We start from the raw sequence: 14,705 nt of genomic DNA, 5'->3' as shown, positions 1-14,705 counted from the left end.
TCAGGCCAGCGTCACGCCTGCGGCGATCATGGTCTCACGCGAGGCCGCGAGTGATCCGTCAAGGTCAATGGCCCGGCAATGCTCCTGCAGAACCCGTGTTTCGAACCCGAGTTTTGCAGCGTCCACTGCCGAATAGGCGACACAGAAATCCGTGGCCAGCCCCACCATATCCAGCGATGTGATCCCGCGCGTCCTGAGGTAGCCTTCCAGCCCGGTGGGCGTTTCGTGGTCATTCTCAAAAAACGCTGAATAGCTGTCGATCGCCGGGCGAAACCCCTTGCGAATGATCAGATCGGCACGATCCGTGGTCAGATCGGGATGAAAATGCGCGCCGGGCGATCCCTGAACGCAGTGATCCGGCCAGAGAATCTGGGAGCCGTAGGGCATGTCCACCACGTCAAAGGGCAGTTTGCCACTATGCTGGCTCGCGAACGAAGAATGCCCCGCCGGATGCCAGTCCTGGGTCAGCACCACAGCGTCATATTCGGCCATGAGCGCGTTGACCGGCCCGACAATCTCATCCCCGCCGGTCACCGCCAGCGCCCCGCCGGGGCAGAAATCATTTTGCACGTCGATGACGATAAGCGCTTTGGTCATGAGGCCTCTCCGGTTTTGGCGCATTCTCGCAATGGTGCGCCCCGCGTCAACCCTGCCCCTTGCACAGCGCCCCGCCCCTGCCCTACATCGCGCGCATGTATATTGTTGCTGCACTCTATCACTTCACCCGTTTCGACGATCCCGCCGCCATTCAGGGACCGCTCAAAGAGCTGTGCCTGTCGCACGGGGTGACCGGCACGCTGCTTTTGGCGCATGAGGGGATCAATGGCACCATCGCCGGGGGTCGCGGCGGGATTGACGCGGTGCTGGATCATGTGCGCGCCCTGCCCGGCTGTGCCGATCTGGACCACAAGGAAAGCACCGCCAGCGAACAGCCCTTTGCCCGGATGAAAGTGCGACTCAAGAAAGAGATCGTGACCATGGGTCAGCCCGATGTCGACCCACGCGCGAGTGTGGGTCACTACGTCGACCCCGCCGACTGGAACGATCTTATCCGCAGCCCGGATGTGGCGGTGATCGACACGCGCAACGATTACGAAGTGGCCATTGGCACGTTCGAGGGAGCCGTGGACCCGGAAACCGCGTCGTTCCGTGATTTCCCGGACTGGTGGGAAAAGAACAAGGACCGCTTTCATAACAAGCGCATCGCCATGTTCTGCACCGGTGGCATCCGCTGTGAGAAATCCACCAATTTCCTGATCGGTCAGGGGGTCGAGGACGTCTATCACCTCAAGGGCGGCATTCTGAAATATCTCGAAGAGGTCCCGGCCGAGGACAGCAGCTGGCAGGGTGAATGCTTCGTCTTTGACGGGCGGGTCTCTGTCGGCCACGGGCTCAAGGAAGGGCCGCACCTGCTCTGCCACGCGTGCCGCCGTCCGATCCTGCCCGAGGATCGCGCGCGTCACGAATATGAACACGGGGTCTCCTGCCACCATTGCATCAATGAGACCACAGACGCGGACAAGGCGCGTTTCAGCGAGCGGCAAAAACAGATCGAGCTGGCCCGCAGACGGGGCGAAAAGCATCTGGGCGGCGAATACGGCGTGTAACCTTTTGCACTCAGGCTCCGGCACAACGCTCGAAACCTGATGTTCCATCAAAACAGGTCCGATACGCCCCCTGCCCTTGGCGGCAAAGGGGCGTTTGTCCTAGGGTGGGCGGAGTCAGAAAGGCAGGTTCAAATGGCACGCGACACCAAACTCATCCTATGCCCGGTCAATCTTCGCCACGTCAAAGTGGAATACAACGCCTATACCGAAGCGGTGGAAATGGCACAGCGGCGCGGGGCCAAACTGATCGTGGCCACGGTCGCCCCCGAGATCGAGCGCAATCTGAATATCTATGATTCAGACAAATACTGGGGCGATGAGTTGAAGAAGTTCCTCGCAGCGCACCCGGCCGAAGGCGTCGAGGTGGAAACCGTGGTTCGCAAAGGTGCCGTGCATCGCCAGATCGTCAAACTGGCCGATGAGCGCGGGGTTGATCTGGTTGTCATGGAGGCGGCCAACCCCAAGGTTCAGGATTACCTTCTCGGCACGACCGCCAGCCATGTGGTCACCCATGCAGAATGCTCGGTCTACGTGGTGCGGACCTGAGGATCAGGGCAGGTCTGCCGACGGGATGATCGGGAAAAACGTACCCGAGGACCACAGCCCGAACCAGCTTTCGCCATCCACATCGTGATGCGCGCCAATCTCGACAAGCCGGTAAAAGCTCTTGCGGTCGATCAGCGCGTCAAGATTCGCCCGCACCAAAACATAGGGCGATGGTTCGCCGGTCTCCGGGTCTCGTTCCACGCGGATCGGCGCGTCCGGCCCCGCGGTGGTGTAATCGCCAACATTGGTCTCGAAGGTAAGAACCTGGTCCCGGCCTTCGCCCTGGGCCTCGAAATCCACCGCCACGAACGGCGCGTCATCCACCGTGATCCCGACCTTTTCGACCGGCGTGACCAACACATATCGGTCGCCATCCTTGCGCAGGATGGTGGAAAACAGCCGGACAAGCTCTTTGCGGCCAATGGGCGTGCCCAGATAAAACCACGTGCCGTCCCGGGCAATCCGCATGTCCAGATCACCGCAATCGGGCGGATTCCACTTGTGCACAGGTGGCAGGCCCTTGCCCTTGCTGGCCGCCTTGGCCGCGGCGGCGATGCCCTCTGCCGAAGGTGTCACGCGATTTTGTGAGGTCATTGCTTTTGCCATTTCCAGTTTCAGCGATACACTCATACTCATAGGCATAGTTCGCAAGGGAGCTTTTTCATGAGCGACACCGAAAACCTCGTCGCGGATATCGAGGCGCTTGAAGAAAAGCTCGCCCTTGCGCGCAGCTCGATCACCAAGCGGTTCATCGGTCAGGAACGGGTTGTCGACCTGACGCTGGCCTCGCTCTTGTGCGGCAGTCATGCGCTTTTGATCGGTCTGCCCGGACTGGGCAAGACACGTCTGGTGGAAACGCTCAGCACCGTCATGGGCCTGCACGGCAACCGGATTCAGTTCACCCCCGACCTGATGCCCGCCGATATCCTTGGCTCCGAAGTTCTGGAAACCGCCGATGACGGGTCGCGCGCCTTCAAGTTCATCGAAGGCCCGATTTTCTGCCAGCTGCTGATGGCGGACGAGATCAACCGCGCCAGCCCCCGGACACAATCGGCTCTGTTGCAGGCGATGCAGGAGAAACAGGTCACCGTCGCGGGCGAAAACCGCAAGCTGGATGCGCCGTTTCACGTGCTGGCCACGCAGAACCCGATCGAACAGGAAGGCACCTATCCCCTGCCCGAAGCGCAGCTTGACCGTTTCCTTGTGCAGATTGACGTCGAATACCCGGACCGCGACACCGAACGCGATATCCTTCTGGCCACCACCGGGGTCGAGGAAGACGCCGCGCACGAGGTGTTCACAGCCCAGGAGCTGATCGACGCGCAGACGCTTCTGCGGCGCATGCCGGTGGGCGACAGCGTGGTCGAGATGATCCTTGATCTGGTCCGCGCCTTCCGCCCAGACGAGCCCGAGGCCAGCGACGTGGTGCGCGAAAACGTGGCCTGGGGCCCCGGTCCGCGCGCGGCACAAGCGCTGATGATGACGGTGCGTGCCCGCGCGATGCTTCAGGGGCGGCTTGCGCCCAGCGCCGAGGACGTGATCGACATGGCGCGCCCGGTGCTCACCCATCGCATGGCGCTGAACTTTGCGGCCCGCGCACGCGGCATGTCGCTGGCCAGGCTGATTGATGAGACCGCCGCAGACCTGACCCGGGCCGAGGCCGCCGCGTGATACACCAGCCCGCCCAACTGCGCGTCCGCTCCGAAGCGGAGGCCGCAACCCTGCCGCCCTTGCTGGCCCGTGCCGAACATCTGGCCGGGACGGTGCTTTTGGGCGAACACGGGCGGCGGCGCGCAGGCATGGGCGATGATTTCTGGCAATACCGCCCGGCCCAGCCCGGCGACCGGCGGCGCAGCATCGACTGGCGCCGCTCTGCCAAGAGCGATGGGCAATATGTGCGCGAACGGGAATGGCAGATCGCGCAAAGCGTGATGTTCTGGGTCGATCAGGCCGCCTCGATGCGGTTTTCCTCGGACAAGAACACGCCGGAAAAAATCGACCGCGCGCGGCTTTTGGCGCTCTCTGCGTCGATCCTGCTCTTGCGCGGCGGTGAACGCGTCGGTCTGACCGGCGGTGCCTTGCCCCCGAAACGCGGCGAACACCAGCTTTTGCAACTGGCCCAAGCCTTTTCCAACGATGATGACAGCGACTATGCCGTGCCCGAAGCGCGGCTTATGCTGCCCCATGCACGGGCAGTGTTCCTGTCTGATTTTCTCGGCGATCCCGAGCCCATCGAGGCCGCGTTGACCAAGGCGGCGGATCGCGGTGTGCGCGGGCTCTTGGTGCAGGTGCTTGATCCGTCGGAAGAGGCGTTTCCGTTTCAAGGCCGCACGATTTTCCAGAGCATCGGCGGCTCCATGCAGCATGACACGCTCAAGGCGGGCGATCTGCGCGACCGCTATCTTGAGCGGCTGGCAAACCGCAAGGACTGGCTGCGCCATCTGACGCAATCGACCGGTTGGCAGTATGAGCTGCACCACACCACGGACGCGGCGCAAACGGCGCTGTTGTGGATGTACCGGGCGCTGGAGGGGGCGAAATGACGATTTTCGGCATTGGCTTCCTCTCCCCTTGGCTTTTGACCGCGCTGGCCGCGCTGCCTATCCTGTGGATTCTGCTGCGCGCCGTGCCGCCCGCACCGGTGCGCAAGCTCTTCCCCGGCGTGATCCTATTGCTCGGGCTGAAGGACGAGGAACAGGTGAGCGACCGCACCCCGTGGTGGCTGCTTTTGCTGCGGATGCTGGCGCTGGCCGCGCTGATTATCGGGCTGGCCGGTCCGGTGCTGAACCCGCGTGATGACGCCGAGCGCGGCACTGGTCCCCTGTTGGTCCTTATGGATGCGGGATGGGCCAGCGCGCCAAGCTGGACCGCCCAGCGCAATGCACTGGACGCGCTCTTGCAAGAAGCACAAAGCGATGGGCGGCGCGTGGCCATGATGCGCGTCACGGACGCCGAAGAGCCAGTTTTCCAAACCGCCGATACGTGGCGGAGCCGTTTGCCGGGCCTGCAGCCAGCGGCATGGCTGCCGGGACAAGCGGATTTTGATCGTGCGCTGACCGCACTGGAGAGCACCGAGAGTTTCGACACGCTCTGGCTCTCCGATGGTCTGGCCCATGACGGGCGTGACGCCATGCTGGCGCGGCTGGAGCAGTCCGGCACGGTGCGGGTCCTTCAATCAGGACGCCCGGTGATTGGTCTTGCTCCGCCGGTCTATGAGGACGGTGCCATTCAACTGACGGCCCTGCGTTCCGAGGCATTGGGCGCACAGGACCTGTCCATCGCCGCCCATGGCCGTGATCCCGCCGGGGCCGCCGCCATTCTGGCCCGCGCCACGGCCTCTTTTGCCGCTGGTGAGACCGAAGCACAGGTTTCCCTGTCCCTGCCCGCCGAACTGCGCGCGCGCATCACCCGGTTTGAGGCCGAGGGGCAGAAATCCGTTGGTGCCATTTCCCTGTCCGACGACAGCCTACAGCGTCGCGAGGTGGCCTTGATCGCCGGGCGCGAGGACCGCGAGGGGCTGGAACTGCTGTCGCCGCTGCATTACCTCGAAAAAGCGCTTGAACCGAATGCCGAACTGCTCAGCGGTGCGCTCACCGATATCCTGCCCGCCAATCCAGACGTGATCGTTCTTGCCGATGTCGCCACGCTGGCCGAAGCCGAGGAACAAGCGCTCTTGGACTGGGCGGACAAGGGCGGTGTGCTGCTGCGCTTTGCCGGTCCGCGACTGGCCGCATCTGACGTGAGCCGGTCCGAGGAACACCCGCTGATGCCCGTGCGCCTGCGCGCCGGTGGCCGCAGCGTTGGCGGCGCGATGAGCTGGGGAGAACCCAAATCACTGGCCCCCTTCCCCGAGGACGGGCCATTCGCCGGGCTGGATGTGCCGGATGACGTGCGTGTCACCGCGCAGGTCATGGCGCAGCCCGATCCCACGCTGGCCGACCGGGTCATTGCGCAACTGGCCGATGGCACGCCGTTGGTCACCCGCAAAGCGATTGGTCAGGGGCAGGTCGTGCTGGTCCATGTGACCGCCAATGCGGAATGGTCCACGCTGCCGCTGTCGGGCCTTTTCGTGCAGATGCTGGACCGGCTCGCGGTGTCCAGTTCCGCGGGCCAGCCCAGCGCCGAAGCGCTGGAAGGTACCATATGGCAACCCGTGCAGGTGATGAACGCCTTTGGCCAGTTGGAAGAGGCCGGGAACCTGCCCGGCGTGGGCGGTCCAGATCTGGTGACCGAACCGCTTGGACCCTCGCTGCTGCCCGGGCTTTACAAAAACGAGGCGCGCACACTGGCCCGCAACGCCGTGTCTGCTGAAACGGTGCTGGAACCCGCAGTCTGGCCGGATCGCATTCCCGTCGAAGGGTTGAGCCAACCGCGCGAAACCCCGCTTGCCGGTGTGCTTCTGGCGCTGGCCACGGTGCTGCTTTTGGTCGATGTGGTCGCGTCTCTGGCTCTGTCAGGGCGGCTCACCGGGTCGCTGCGCACGGCGGCGACGGTGCTGTTTGCCCTGTTGCTCTCGCCGCAACTCGCGGAGGCTCAGGAACAAGGCAGCGACGATTTCGCACTGGCCGTCACGTCCGAGGTGGTGCTGGCCCATGTGCTGACCGGTGACCCCGATCTGGACCAGATGGCGCAGGCCGGGCTGAACGGGTTGTCCGAAACGCTGTTCTTCCGTACCTCCGTGGAACCCGCCGCACCGGTTGGTGTTGACCTTGAGCGTGACGAACTGGCGTTTTTCCCGTTCCTTTACTGGCCCGTGCACCCGGATCAGCCGATCCCGTCGGACGCCGCCTATGCCAAGCTGAACGCCTATCTGCGCTCTGGCGGGATGATCCTGTTTGACACGCGCGACGCCGATATTGCCGGCTTTGGCGCGTCATCGCCCAATGGCCGCCGCCTGCAGCGGCTGGCCGCGCCGCTGGATATTCCGCCGCTGGAGCCGGTGCCCGAGGATCACGTGCTCACCCGGACTTTCTACCTGTTGCAAGATTTCCCGGGCCGCCATCTGGGACGCGATGTCTGGGTCGAGGCCGCGCCGCCGGATGCCGAAAGGATCGAGGGCATGCCATTCCGTAATCTGAATGATGGGGTCACACCCGTGGTCATCGGCGGCAATGACTGGGCCGCGGCCTGGGCCATGGATGATCGCGGCAATCCGCTTTACCCGGTGGGTCGCGGCTATGCAGGTGAACGGCAGCGCGAGCTGGCCTATCGGTTCGGGGTGAACCTGATCATGCATGTGCTCACCGGCAATTACAAATCCGATCAGGTCCATGTGCCTGCGCTGCTCGACAGGTTGGGCCAATGACCGGAAGCGTTGTATTTGATCCCATGCTGCCATGGCCGGTTCTGGCCGGTGTGGCGGCTATTCTGGTCGCCGCCATTGGCCTTGCGCTCTGGCGCGGGCTTCGTGGCTGGCCGCTCAGGTTTTTGGGCGGCTTGGTGATCCTCGCAGCGCTGGCGCAACCGGCATTCCAGCAAGAGGACCGCGCCCCGCTCACCGATATCGTGATGCTTTTGGAGGATACCAGCGCGTCGCAGAAACTGGCGGAGCGCGCCGAGGTCACTGCAAATGCGGCGGACGAAATCGAAACAACCCTGCTGGCGCGCGGCAATACCGAGGTGCGCCGCATTACCGTGGGCGACGGAGAGGGCGACACCGGCACGCAGCTCATGACTGCGCTGGGCACCGCTCTTGCCGAAGAGCCACGCGCGCGCGTCGCGGGTATCATCGCGCTCAGCGATGGGCGGCTGCATGACATCGAACGCGCGCCAGACCTGCCCGCCCCTCTGCACCTGCTGATGACCGGGCGCGAAACGGATTGGGACCGCCGGCTGGTGGTCAGCAACGCCCCCGCTTTTGCCATTCTGGGCGAACCCGTCACACTGACCCTGCGGATCGAGGATAGCGGTGCCGCGCCGGGTGCCACGGAAACACCGCTTCTGGTTTCAGTCGATGGCGAAGAGCCACAGCAATTCACCGTGCCCATCGGGCGTGACATCGAACTGCCGCTGACCCTGCCCCATGGCGGGCGCAACGTGCTGCAATTCATCGTGCCAACGGCTGAGGGCGAACTGACCGACCGCAACAACACCGCGCTGATCCAGATCAACGGCGTTCGCGACCGGCTGCGCGTGCTGCTGGTCTCGGGCGAGCCGCATCCCGGTGGGCGGACCTGGCGCAACCTGCTGAAATCCGACAGCTCGGTGGACCTTGTGCATTTCACCATTCTGCGTCCACCGGAAAAACAGGACGGCGTGCCGGTGCGGGAATTGTCGCTGATCGCTTTTCCCACACGGGAACTGTTCCTCGAAAAGATCGACGATTTCGACCTGATCATCTTTGACCGCTACAAGCGGCGCGGCATCCTGCCCGCCATCTATCTCGATAACGTGGCACGCTATGTCGAAGACGGCGGCGCGGTGCTGATCGCGGCTGGTCCCGATTTCGCCAGCGCGGATTCGCTTTATCGCTCGCCCTTGTCACCGGTTGTACCCGCTGCGCCCTCGGCCCGGGTGATCGAACAGGGTTACGCGCCGAAAGTGACCGAACGCGGCGAACGCCACCCGGTCACCGCCGGTCTTGGCAATCCTGAGGATTGGGGCCGCTGGCTGCGCCAGATCGAAGTTGATCCCGAACGCGGCGAAGTGGTGATGTCCGGCGTGGATGACAAACCGCTTCTGATGCTGGACCGCGTGGGCGAGGGGCGCGTGGCGCTCCTGGCCTCTGACCATGCCTGGCTCTGGAGCCGGGGATATGAAGGCGGCGGGCCGCAGCTGGAACTGCTGCGCAGGCTTGCGCATTGGATGATGAAGGAACCCGAGCTTGAGGAAGAGGCGCTTTTTGCCGAAGCCACAGGCCAGACCATGCGCATCATCCGCCGCACACTGGAGGATGATGCAGGCCCTGTCACTGTGATCGGACCCGACGGGACCGAAACCGAACTGCCGCTGGAAGAGGTCACCCCCGGCCGGTTTGAGGCACTGTTCGAAGGGCCGGAGATCGGGCTTTACCGGCTGCGCGATGGCGACATGGAATCGGTGATCGGGCTTGGCCCCGCCGCGCCGAAGGAATTCGAGCAAACCATTGCCAGCGCGGCGCTTTTGGAGCCGCTGATCGAGACCCGTCGCGGCGGTGCATTGCGACTGGAAGACGGCGTTCCTAGAATTCGCGCGGTACGCGAAGGACGTCCTGCCGCCGGGCGCGGCTGGATCGGAATCACGCCGCGCGGCGCGTTTGAAACGCGTGACGTGACGCAAGTGCCGCTGTTGCCGGGATGGCTTGTGCTGCTTTTGGCCTCTGGCCTGATCGTTGCCGCGTGGCTGCGCGAGGGGCGCAGTTAATAACTGGCGCGCCCATCCGGGGACAGTTCGACCTCAACAGTGTTGCTGACCCAGCCGTGCTCGGAACAGCGCGCGCGGATCATCACCTTGCGCGTGCCATCGGGCACCATGACGCGGCGCAGCGACCGGGTAAAAGGCTGTTCGTCCACATGCGGGTGATGCAGCTTGCGATAGCCCAGCCGGTTACCTTCAGCGTCCAGAACTTCCCAGCCATCCGCAAAATGGTCCCACCCGGTATCGGGATGGCGCAGCGTGACCTCAAACTGCCAGCCCATCCCCGGTTTCGAGGCCGAGACCTTGACGATTTCCGGCGCGTCCGCCCAAGCGGGTGCAGACAGGCCCGTAGCCATCATCAGAATGCAAAGCGCAGCAGGTGTCTTCATGGCATGGCCCCAATTCATGAGTGTTCAGCCGGTCTCGGGTGCAAGCAGCGCTTCGCGGGAACGCGACGCAAACTCGCGGCGCCAGAGAACGGCCAGTGTAAGAAGCGTCGCAATTATGAGTGCCACAGCCCCCAAAAGCCATGCCGTCGCGGCCATTGCGAAGTAAATTGATCGTAATCCCCTGTTATAACTGCGTGCGCCGGTGATGTTCAATTCCGCCGCCTTGACCGCACGGGGGCGCGCGGCGGGATCATCGGGATCGTTCGGCACAGCCGCCATGATCACCGCGCAATAGCCAAACAACCGGTGCGACCAGACGAATTTCAAAAACGCATTCACCACCAGAAGCACGATCACCACCAGCTTCAGTTCCCAGACAAAGGCCGGATCATCCTCTAGCGTCAGGTCATTGGCCACACCGGCCAGCCGCTCTGCATTGCCGATCAGTGCCAGCGCACCGCCAATGGCAATCATGCAGGCCGACGCAAAAAACGCCGTGCCCTGCCGCAGGATGCCAAGGATCTGGGAATCAAATATCCGCGGATCGCGGGTCAGCATCTGCTCCATCCAGTCGCGGCGATACTGCGCCATCAGCACCGAAACCGAGGTCTGTTTTCCCGGCATCTCGATGCGCAGACCGATGAGAATCCACCCCGAAAACAGCAGTGCGACAGCCGTGAAATCCAGCGGTGTAAAAAGTCCGAGACGGTCCATCCATGTCATTGGCTTAGCCTAGAGCGGAATGCCCCTACGCGAAAGGGGCGGAATATCAGGTGCTTGGGGCAGATGTCGCTCTGCGACGGATTGATCCTTGCTTCATCGTGAAATTGGTTATATTTTTTTACCAATCTAGGAGGACGCCATGGAAATGCCAGCCCCCCGCCCAGAGCGGCTTGCCAAGAAGGAAACGCTGATCACCCGGTTGCGGGAGGTCTTGCCCGAAGACGCGGTGATCCATCACGAAGCGGAGTTGCGCGCCTATGAATGCGATGCGCTCTCGGCCTATCGCTGCCCGCCCATGGCGGCGGTGTTGCCATCGTCCACCCAAGAGGTGTCGCACATTCTGCGCATCTGTCACGATCTGGGCATACCGGTCGTACCGCGCGGCGCGGGCACCTCGCTGGCGGGCGGCGCGTTGCCCACGGCGGATTCGGTGATCCTAGGCGTGGCGCGGATGAATGCGGTGCTGGATACAGATTACGACAACCGTGTCATTCGCGTGCAGTCGGGCCGCACCAACCTGTCCGTGACCGGCGCGGTCGAAGAGGACGGGTTCTTTTACGCGCCCGACCCTTCCAGTCAGCTTGCCTGTGCGATTTCCGGCAATATCGCGATGAATTCGGGCGGCGCGCATTGCCTGAAATACGGCGTGACCACCAACAACCTCCTGGGCGTGACCATGGTCGAGATGGACGGCACCGTGGTCGAGATTGGCGGCGCACATCTGGACGCGGCGGGTTATGACCTTCTGGGGCTGATCTGTGGCTCGGAGGGCCAGCTTGGCGTGGTGACGGAGGCCACCCTGCGCATCCTTCCCAAACCCGAAGGCGCGCGGCCCGTGCTCATGGCCTTTGACAGCAACGAAGTGGCGGGCGCCTGCGTGTCTGACATCATCAAGGCAGGCGTTCTGCCCGTGGCCATCGAATTCATGGATCGCCCCTGTATCCGCGCCTGCGAGGATTTCGCCAAAGCGGGCTATCCCGATTGCGAGGCGCTCTTGATTGTCGAGGTCGAAGGCTCTGAGGCGGAGATCGACGAACAGCTTGGCCTGATCAAGCAGATCGCGCGCAACCACGATCCACTGGAACTTCGCGAAGCCAAGGATGCCGATGAAGCGGGCCGCATCTGGCTGGGCCGCAAATCCGCTTTTGGCGCGATGGGCCAGATCAACGATTACATGTGCCTGGACGGCACGATCCCGGTCTCAAGCCTGCCGCATGTGTTGAAACGTATCAGCGAGATGTCCAAAGACTACGGGCTTGGCGTCGCCAATGTATTCCACGCGGGCGACGGCAACATGCATCCGCTGATCCTCTACAATGCCAACACCCCCGGCGATCTTGAGAAATGTGAGGCCTTTGGCGCCGATATTCTCAAGCTTTGTGTTGAGGTGGGTGGCTGTCTGACCGGGGAACATGGCGTGGGCATCGAGAAGCGCGACCTGATGTGGCACCAATATGAGGCCGCCGATATGGAAGCGCAGATGGCGGTCAAGGATGTGTTTGACCCGGCCTGGCTGCTCAATCCGGCCAAGGTGTTCCCACTGGACGCGTCCGAGACACGGCGCGCCACGGCTGTTGCCGCCGAATAAACGCCACCCCAAGCGAAAGAACCTGATCATGCGACCGACAACCGAGGCCGAACTGGCCCAGACCATTGCTGCGGCCCAAGGCCCTTTGCGCATTCGCGGCGGCGGCACGCGTGACGTGGGCCGTCCCGTCGCGGGCGACATTCTGGAAACCGGCGGGCTGTCGGGCATCACGCTTTATGAACCCGGCGCGCTGACCATGGTAGCGCAGGCGGGCACGCCGCTGGCCGAGATCAAGGCCGCATTGGATGCGGAAAACCAGCGGCTCGCCTTTGAGCCGGGCGATTGGCGCGGGCTTCTGGGGACAGACGGCAGGCCCACAATCGGCGGCGTGATTGCCGCCAATGTCAGCGGGCCGCGCCGCATTCAGGTGGGCGCCGCGCGGGATTTCATGCTGGGTGTGCGGTTTGTCGATGGCGCAGGCAACATCATCAAGAATGGCGGTCGCGTGATGAAGAACGTAACTGGCTATGACCTTGTCAAACTGTTGTGCGGCAGCTGGGGTACGCTGGGCGTGCTGACCGAAGTCAGCTTCAAGGTTCTGCCCAATAGCGGCGCCACCGGGGTACTGCTTTGCGAAGGCTTGGGCGATGCGGACGCGGTGCGCGCGCTGAGCAAGGCGCTTGGCTCACCCTATGAGGTGACGGGCGCGGCGCATCTGCAAAAGGGGATGGACGGCGCACCGGTCACGATGATCCGGCTGGAAGGGTCCGAGGCCTCTGTCGCCTATCGCACCGACGCCCTGCGCACGTTGCTGGCAGATATTGGCGATTTCACCATTGAGACCGAACCCGAGCATACGGCGGCGGGCTGGCGGTATATCCGCGATGTGGAGCCGTTCCATGACCGCGATGGCGATGTCTGGCGCGTGTCGGTCAAACCCGGCGATGCGCCCGGCGTGGTGGCACAGGTCAAGGGGGCCGAGGCGGTTTATGACTGGGGTGGCGGGTTGATCTGGATGCTCGTGCCCGAGCGGCAGAAGGCAGAGACCATCCGCAGCGCGGTTGAAGGCGTCGGTGGGCATGCCACGCTGTTCCGCGCCTCGGAAGAGACACGCAAATCGGTGCCGGTGTTCCAACCGCAACCTGCCGCGCTGGCGCGAATCGAATCCGACCTGCGCGCGAAATTCGACCCGCGCAGCATTCTGAACGCGGGACTCATGGGGTAAATCATGCAGACGACATTCACCGAAGATCAACTCAAGGACCCCGGCACCCAGCGCGCAAACGAGATCCTCCGCACCTGTGTGCATTGCGGGTTCTGCACCGCCACCTGCCCCACTTATCAGGTGCTGGGCGACGAGTTGGACAGCCCGCGGGGGCGTATCTACCTCATCAAGGACATGCTTGAGAATGAGCGTGTGCCCGATGAGACCACGGTCAAACATATTGACCGCTGCCTGTCCTGTCTGGCCTGCATGACCACCTGTCCCTCGGGCGTGCATTACATGCATCTGGTCGATCACGCGCGGGAATATATCGAACAGCACTATGACCGCCCTTGGCATGACAAGGCGCTGCGCTGGATTCTCGCCCGCATCCTGCCCCATCCCATGCGGTTCCGCGTGGCGCTGCTTGGTGCCAAGATCGGGCGTCCCTTTGCCCGGTTCATGCCAGATCCGCGACTGCGCGCCATGCTGGAAATGGCCCCGAAACAGATCCCGCCGGTCAGCCGCAATGACGACCCGCAAAGCTTTGCGCCGAAAACCGAGCCCAAGATGCGCGTGGCGCTGATGACCGGCTGTGCGCAAAAGGCACTGAATACCGATATCAACGACGCCACCATCCGGCTTTTGACCCGGCTGGGCTGCGAAGTCGTGGTGGCCGAGGGCGCGGGCTGTTGCGGGGCGTTGACCCATCACATGGGCAAAACCAGCGAAAGCCACGGCACCGCCGGAAAGAACATCCGCGCCTGGGCGCGCGAGATGGATGGTAAGGGGCTGGACGCCATTGTGATCAACACCTCTGGCTGCGGCACCACGGTCAAGGATTACGGCCATATGTTCCGCAATGGGGCGCTGGCCGCTGATGCCAAACGCGTCTCTGACATTGCCATGGATGTCAGCGAAGTGCTGATGAAATTGGACCTGCCCGAGGGCGCGGACAAAGGCATGACCGTGGCCTATCACGCCGCCTGTTCGCTGCAGCACGGGCAACAGATCAAGACGCATCCCAAAACGCTTCTGAAGAAAGCCGGGTTCAAGGTGGCCGAACCCGCCGACAGCCATCTGTGCTGTGGCTCGGCAGGCACCTACAACCTGATGCAGCCGGAGATTTCCAAGCAGCTCAAGGCCCGCAAGGTGCGCACGCTGGAAGCGGTCAAACCCGATGTGATCGCAGCGGGCAATATCGGCTGCATGATGCAGATCGGCAGCGGCACCGAAACCCCCATCGTGCACACGGTCGAGTTGCTGGATTGGGCCACCGGGGGACCAAAGCCACCAAGCCTGCAAAATTCCTGACCGTATACGCCCGATTTGCCGTATTTTTGCCTAAACTGCGGGGTAAACCTGCGGGGAGA

The 14,705-nt window shown here is 63.2% G+C and carries 13 protein-coding genes; 9 read left to right on the top strand and 4 right to left on the bottom strand.

The window, feature by feature from the left end:
• Positions 1-597: a bifunctional nicotinamidase/pyrazinamidase gene (pncA, locus tag PGB28_RS04585; RefSeq protein WP_271420309.1), complete on the bottom strand. Its 597-nt coding sequence runs from the start codon at positions 595-597 to the stop codon at positions 1-3.
• Between the two features lie 95 nt (positions 598-692).
• Here pncA and trhO point away from each other — a divergent pair, with 95 nt between their 5' ends.
• Together trhO and PGB28_RS04575 are read left to right on the top strand one after the other, a co-directional pair.
• Positions 693-1,607: an oxygen-dependent tRNA uridine(34) hydroxylase TrhO gene (trhO, locus tag PGB28_RS04580; RefSeq protein ID WP_271420308.1), complete on the top strand. Its 915-nt coding sequence runs from the start codon at positions 693-695 to the stop codon at positions 1,605-1,607.
• 132 nt (positions 1,608-1,739) lie between these two features.
• A complete protein-coding gene (locus PGB28_RS04575) occupies positions 1,740-2,153 on the top strand; it encodes a universal stress protein (RefSeq protein ID WP_271420307.1) in 414 nt (137 codons plus the stop codon).
• Between the two features lie 3 nt (positions 2,154-2,156).
• Here the strand turns inward: PGB28_RS04575 and PGB28_RS04570 are convergent, their stop codons facing one another.
• A complete protein-coding gene (locus tag PGB28_RS04570) occupies positions 2,157-2,747 on the bottom strand; it encodes a DUF1285 domain-containing protein (RefSeq protein ID WP_271420507.1) in 591 nt (196 codons plus the stop codon).
• Positions 2,748-2,816: 69 nt separating this feature from the next.
• Between PGB28_RS04570 and PGB28_RS04565 the strand changes: the two genes are divergently transcribed.
• Genes PGB28_RS04565 through PGB28_RS04550 form a run of 4 tightly spaced genes read left to right on the top strand, consistent with a single transcriptional unit; the run spans position 2,817 to position 9,494 of the window.
• Positions 2,817-3,824 carry an AAA family ATPase gene (locus tag PGB28_RS04565; RefSeq protein ID WP_271420306.1) on the top strand — a complete coding sequence of 336 codons (1,008 nt, stop codon included), beginning with the start codon at positions 2,817-2,819 and terminating at the stop codon, positions 3,822-3,824.
• A complete protein-coding gene (locus PGB28_RS04560) occupies positions 3,821-4,696 on the top strand; it encodes a DUF58 domain-containing protein (RefSeq protein ID WP_408636210.1) in 876 nt (291 codons plus the stop codon). Before PGB28_RS04565 ends, PGB28_RS04560 begins: the two co-directional genes overlap by 4 nt.
• Positions 4,693-7,458 (top strand): DUF4159 domain-containing protein, encoded by a 2,766-nt coding sequence (locus tag PGB28_RS04555; RefSeq protein ID WP_271420305.1) that lies wholly within the window; start codon positions 4,693-4,695, stop codon positions 7,456-7,458. Before PGB28_RS04560 ends, PGB28_RS04555 begins: the two co-directional genes overlap by 4 nt.
• The gene (locus tag PGB28_RS04550; protein WP_271420304.1) at positions 7,455-9,494 is read left to right on the top strand and encodes a DUF7408 domain-containing protein; all 2,040 of its coding nucleotides are present in this window, start codon (positions 7,455-7,457) and stop codon (positions 9,492-9,494) included. Before PGB28_RS04555 ends, PGB28_RS04550 begins: the two co-directional genes overlap by 4 nt.
• Here the strand turns inward: PGB28_RS04550 and PGB28_RS04545 are convergent.
• Positions 9,491-9,877: a hypothetical protein gene (locus PGB28_RS04545; RefSeq protein ID WP_271420303.1), complete on the bottom strand. Its 387-nt coding sequence runs from the start codon at positions 9,875-9,877 to the stop codon at positions 9,491-9,493. The two genes, PGB28_RS04550 and PGB28_RS04545, sit on opposite strands and share 4 nt — an antisense overlap.
• A gap of 24 nt (positions 9,878-9,901) precedes the next feature.
• A complete protein-coding gene (locus PGB28_RS04540; RefSeq protein ID WP_271420302.1) occupies positions 9,902-10,600 on the bottom strand; it encodes a DUF599 domain-containing protein in 699 nt (232 codons plus the stop codon).
• A gap of 139 nt (positions 10,601-10,739) precedes the next feature.
• Here PGB28_RS04540 and PGB28_RS04535 point away from each other — a divergent pair, with 139 nt between their 5' ends.
• The 3 genes from PGB28_RS04535 to glcF are packed head-to-tail and all read left to right on the top strand — an operon-like array spanning position 10,740 to position 14,646.
• Positions 10,740-12,188: an FAD-linked oxidase C-terminal domain-containing protein gene (locus PGB28_RS04535; protein ID WP_271420301.1), complete on the top strand. Its 1,449-nt coding sequence runs from the start codon at positions 10,740-10,742 to the stop codon at positions 12,186-12,188.
• A gap of 28 nt (positions 12,189-12,216) precedes the next feature.
• On the top strand, positions 12,217-13,353 hold the full coding sequence (glcE, locus tag PGB28_RS04530) for a glycolate oxidase subunit GlcE (RefSeq protein ID WP_271420300.1): 1,137 nt from the start codon (positions 12,217-12,219) through the stop codon (positions 13,351-13,353).
• Between the two features lie 3 nt (positions 13,354-13,356).
• Positions 13,357-14,646: a glycolate oxidase subunit GlcF gene (gene glcF / locus PGB28_RS04525; RefSeq protein WP_271420299.1), complete on the top strand. Its 1,290-nt coding sequence runs from the start codon at positions 13,357-13,359 to the stop codon at positions 14,644-14,646.
• Positions 14,647-14,705: the final 59 nt, after the last annotated feature.

The sequence above is a fragment of the Primorskyibacter aestuariivivens genome, assembly GCF_028023675.1.
Classification (GTDB): domain Bacteria; phylum Pseudomonadota; class Alphaproteobacteria; order Rhodobacterales; family Rhodobacteraceae; genus Marinovum; species Marinovum aestuariivivens.
Note: the sequence above shows the minus strand (reverse complement) of the source record. Positions and strands in the feature narration are given on the sequence as shown.

Coding starts and splice junctions, on each gene's coding strand:
- pncA (WP_271420309.1), bottom strand. CDS start 597: ATGACCAAAGCGCTTATCGTCATCGACGTGCAAAATGATTTCTGCCCC.
- trhO (WP_271420308.1), top strand. CDS start 693: ATGTATATTGTTGCTGCACTCTATCACTTCACCCGTTTCGACGATCCC.
- PGB28_RS04575 (WP_271420307.1), top strand. CDS start 1,740: ATGGCACGCGACACCAAACTCATCCTATGCCCGGTCAATCTTCGCCAC.
- PGB28_RS04570 (WP_271420507.1), bottom strand. CDS start 2,747: ATGACCTCACAAAATCGCGTGACACCTTCGGCAGAGGGCATCGCCGCC.
- PGB28_RS04565 (WP_271420306.1), top strand. CDS start 2,817: ATGAGCGACACCGAAAACCTCGTCGCGGATATCGAGGCGCTTGAAGAA.
- PGB28_RS04555 (WP_271420305.1), top strand. CDS start 4,693: ATGACGATTTTCGGCATTGGCTTCCTCTCCCCTTGGCTTTTGACCGCG.
- PGB28_RS04550 (WP_271420304.1), top strand. CDS start 7,455: ATGACCGGAAGCGTTGTATTTGATCCCATGCTGCCATGGCCGGTTCTG.
- PGB28_RS04545 (WP_271420303.1), bottom strand. CDS start 9,877: ATGAAGACACCTGCTGCGCTTTGCATTCTGATGATGGCTACGGGCCTG.
- PGB28_RS04540 (WP_271420302.1), bottom strand. CDS start 10,600: ATGACATGGATGGACCGTCTCGGACTTTTTACACCGCTGGATTTCACG.
- PGB28_RS04535 (WP_271420301.1), top strand. CDS start 10,740: ATGGAAATGCCAGCCCCCCGCCCAGAGCGGCTTGCCAAGAAGGAAACG.
- glcE (WP_271420300.1), top strand. CDS start 12,217: ATGCGACCGACAACCGAGGCCGAACTGGCCCAGACCATTGCTGCGGCC.
- glcF (WP_271420299.1), top strand. CDS start 13,357: ATGCAGACGACATTCACCGAAGATCAACTCAAGGACCCCGGCACCCAG.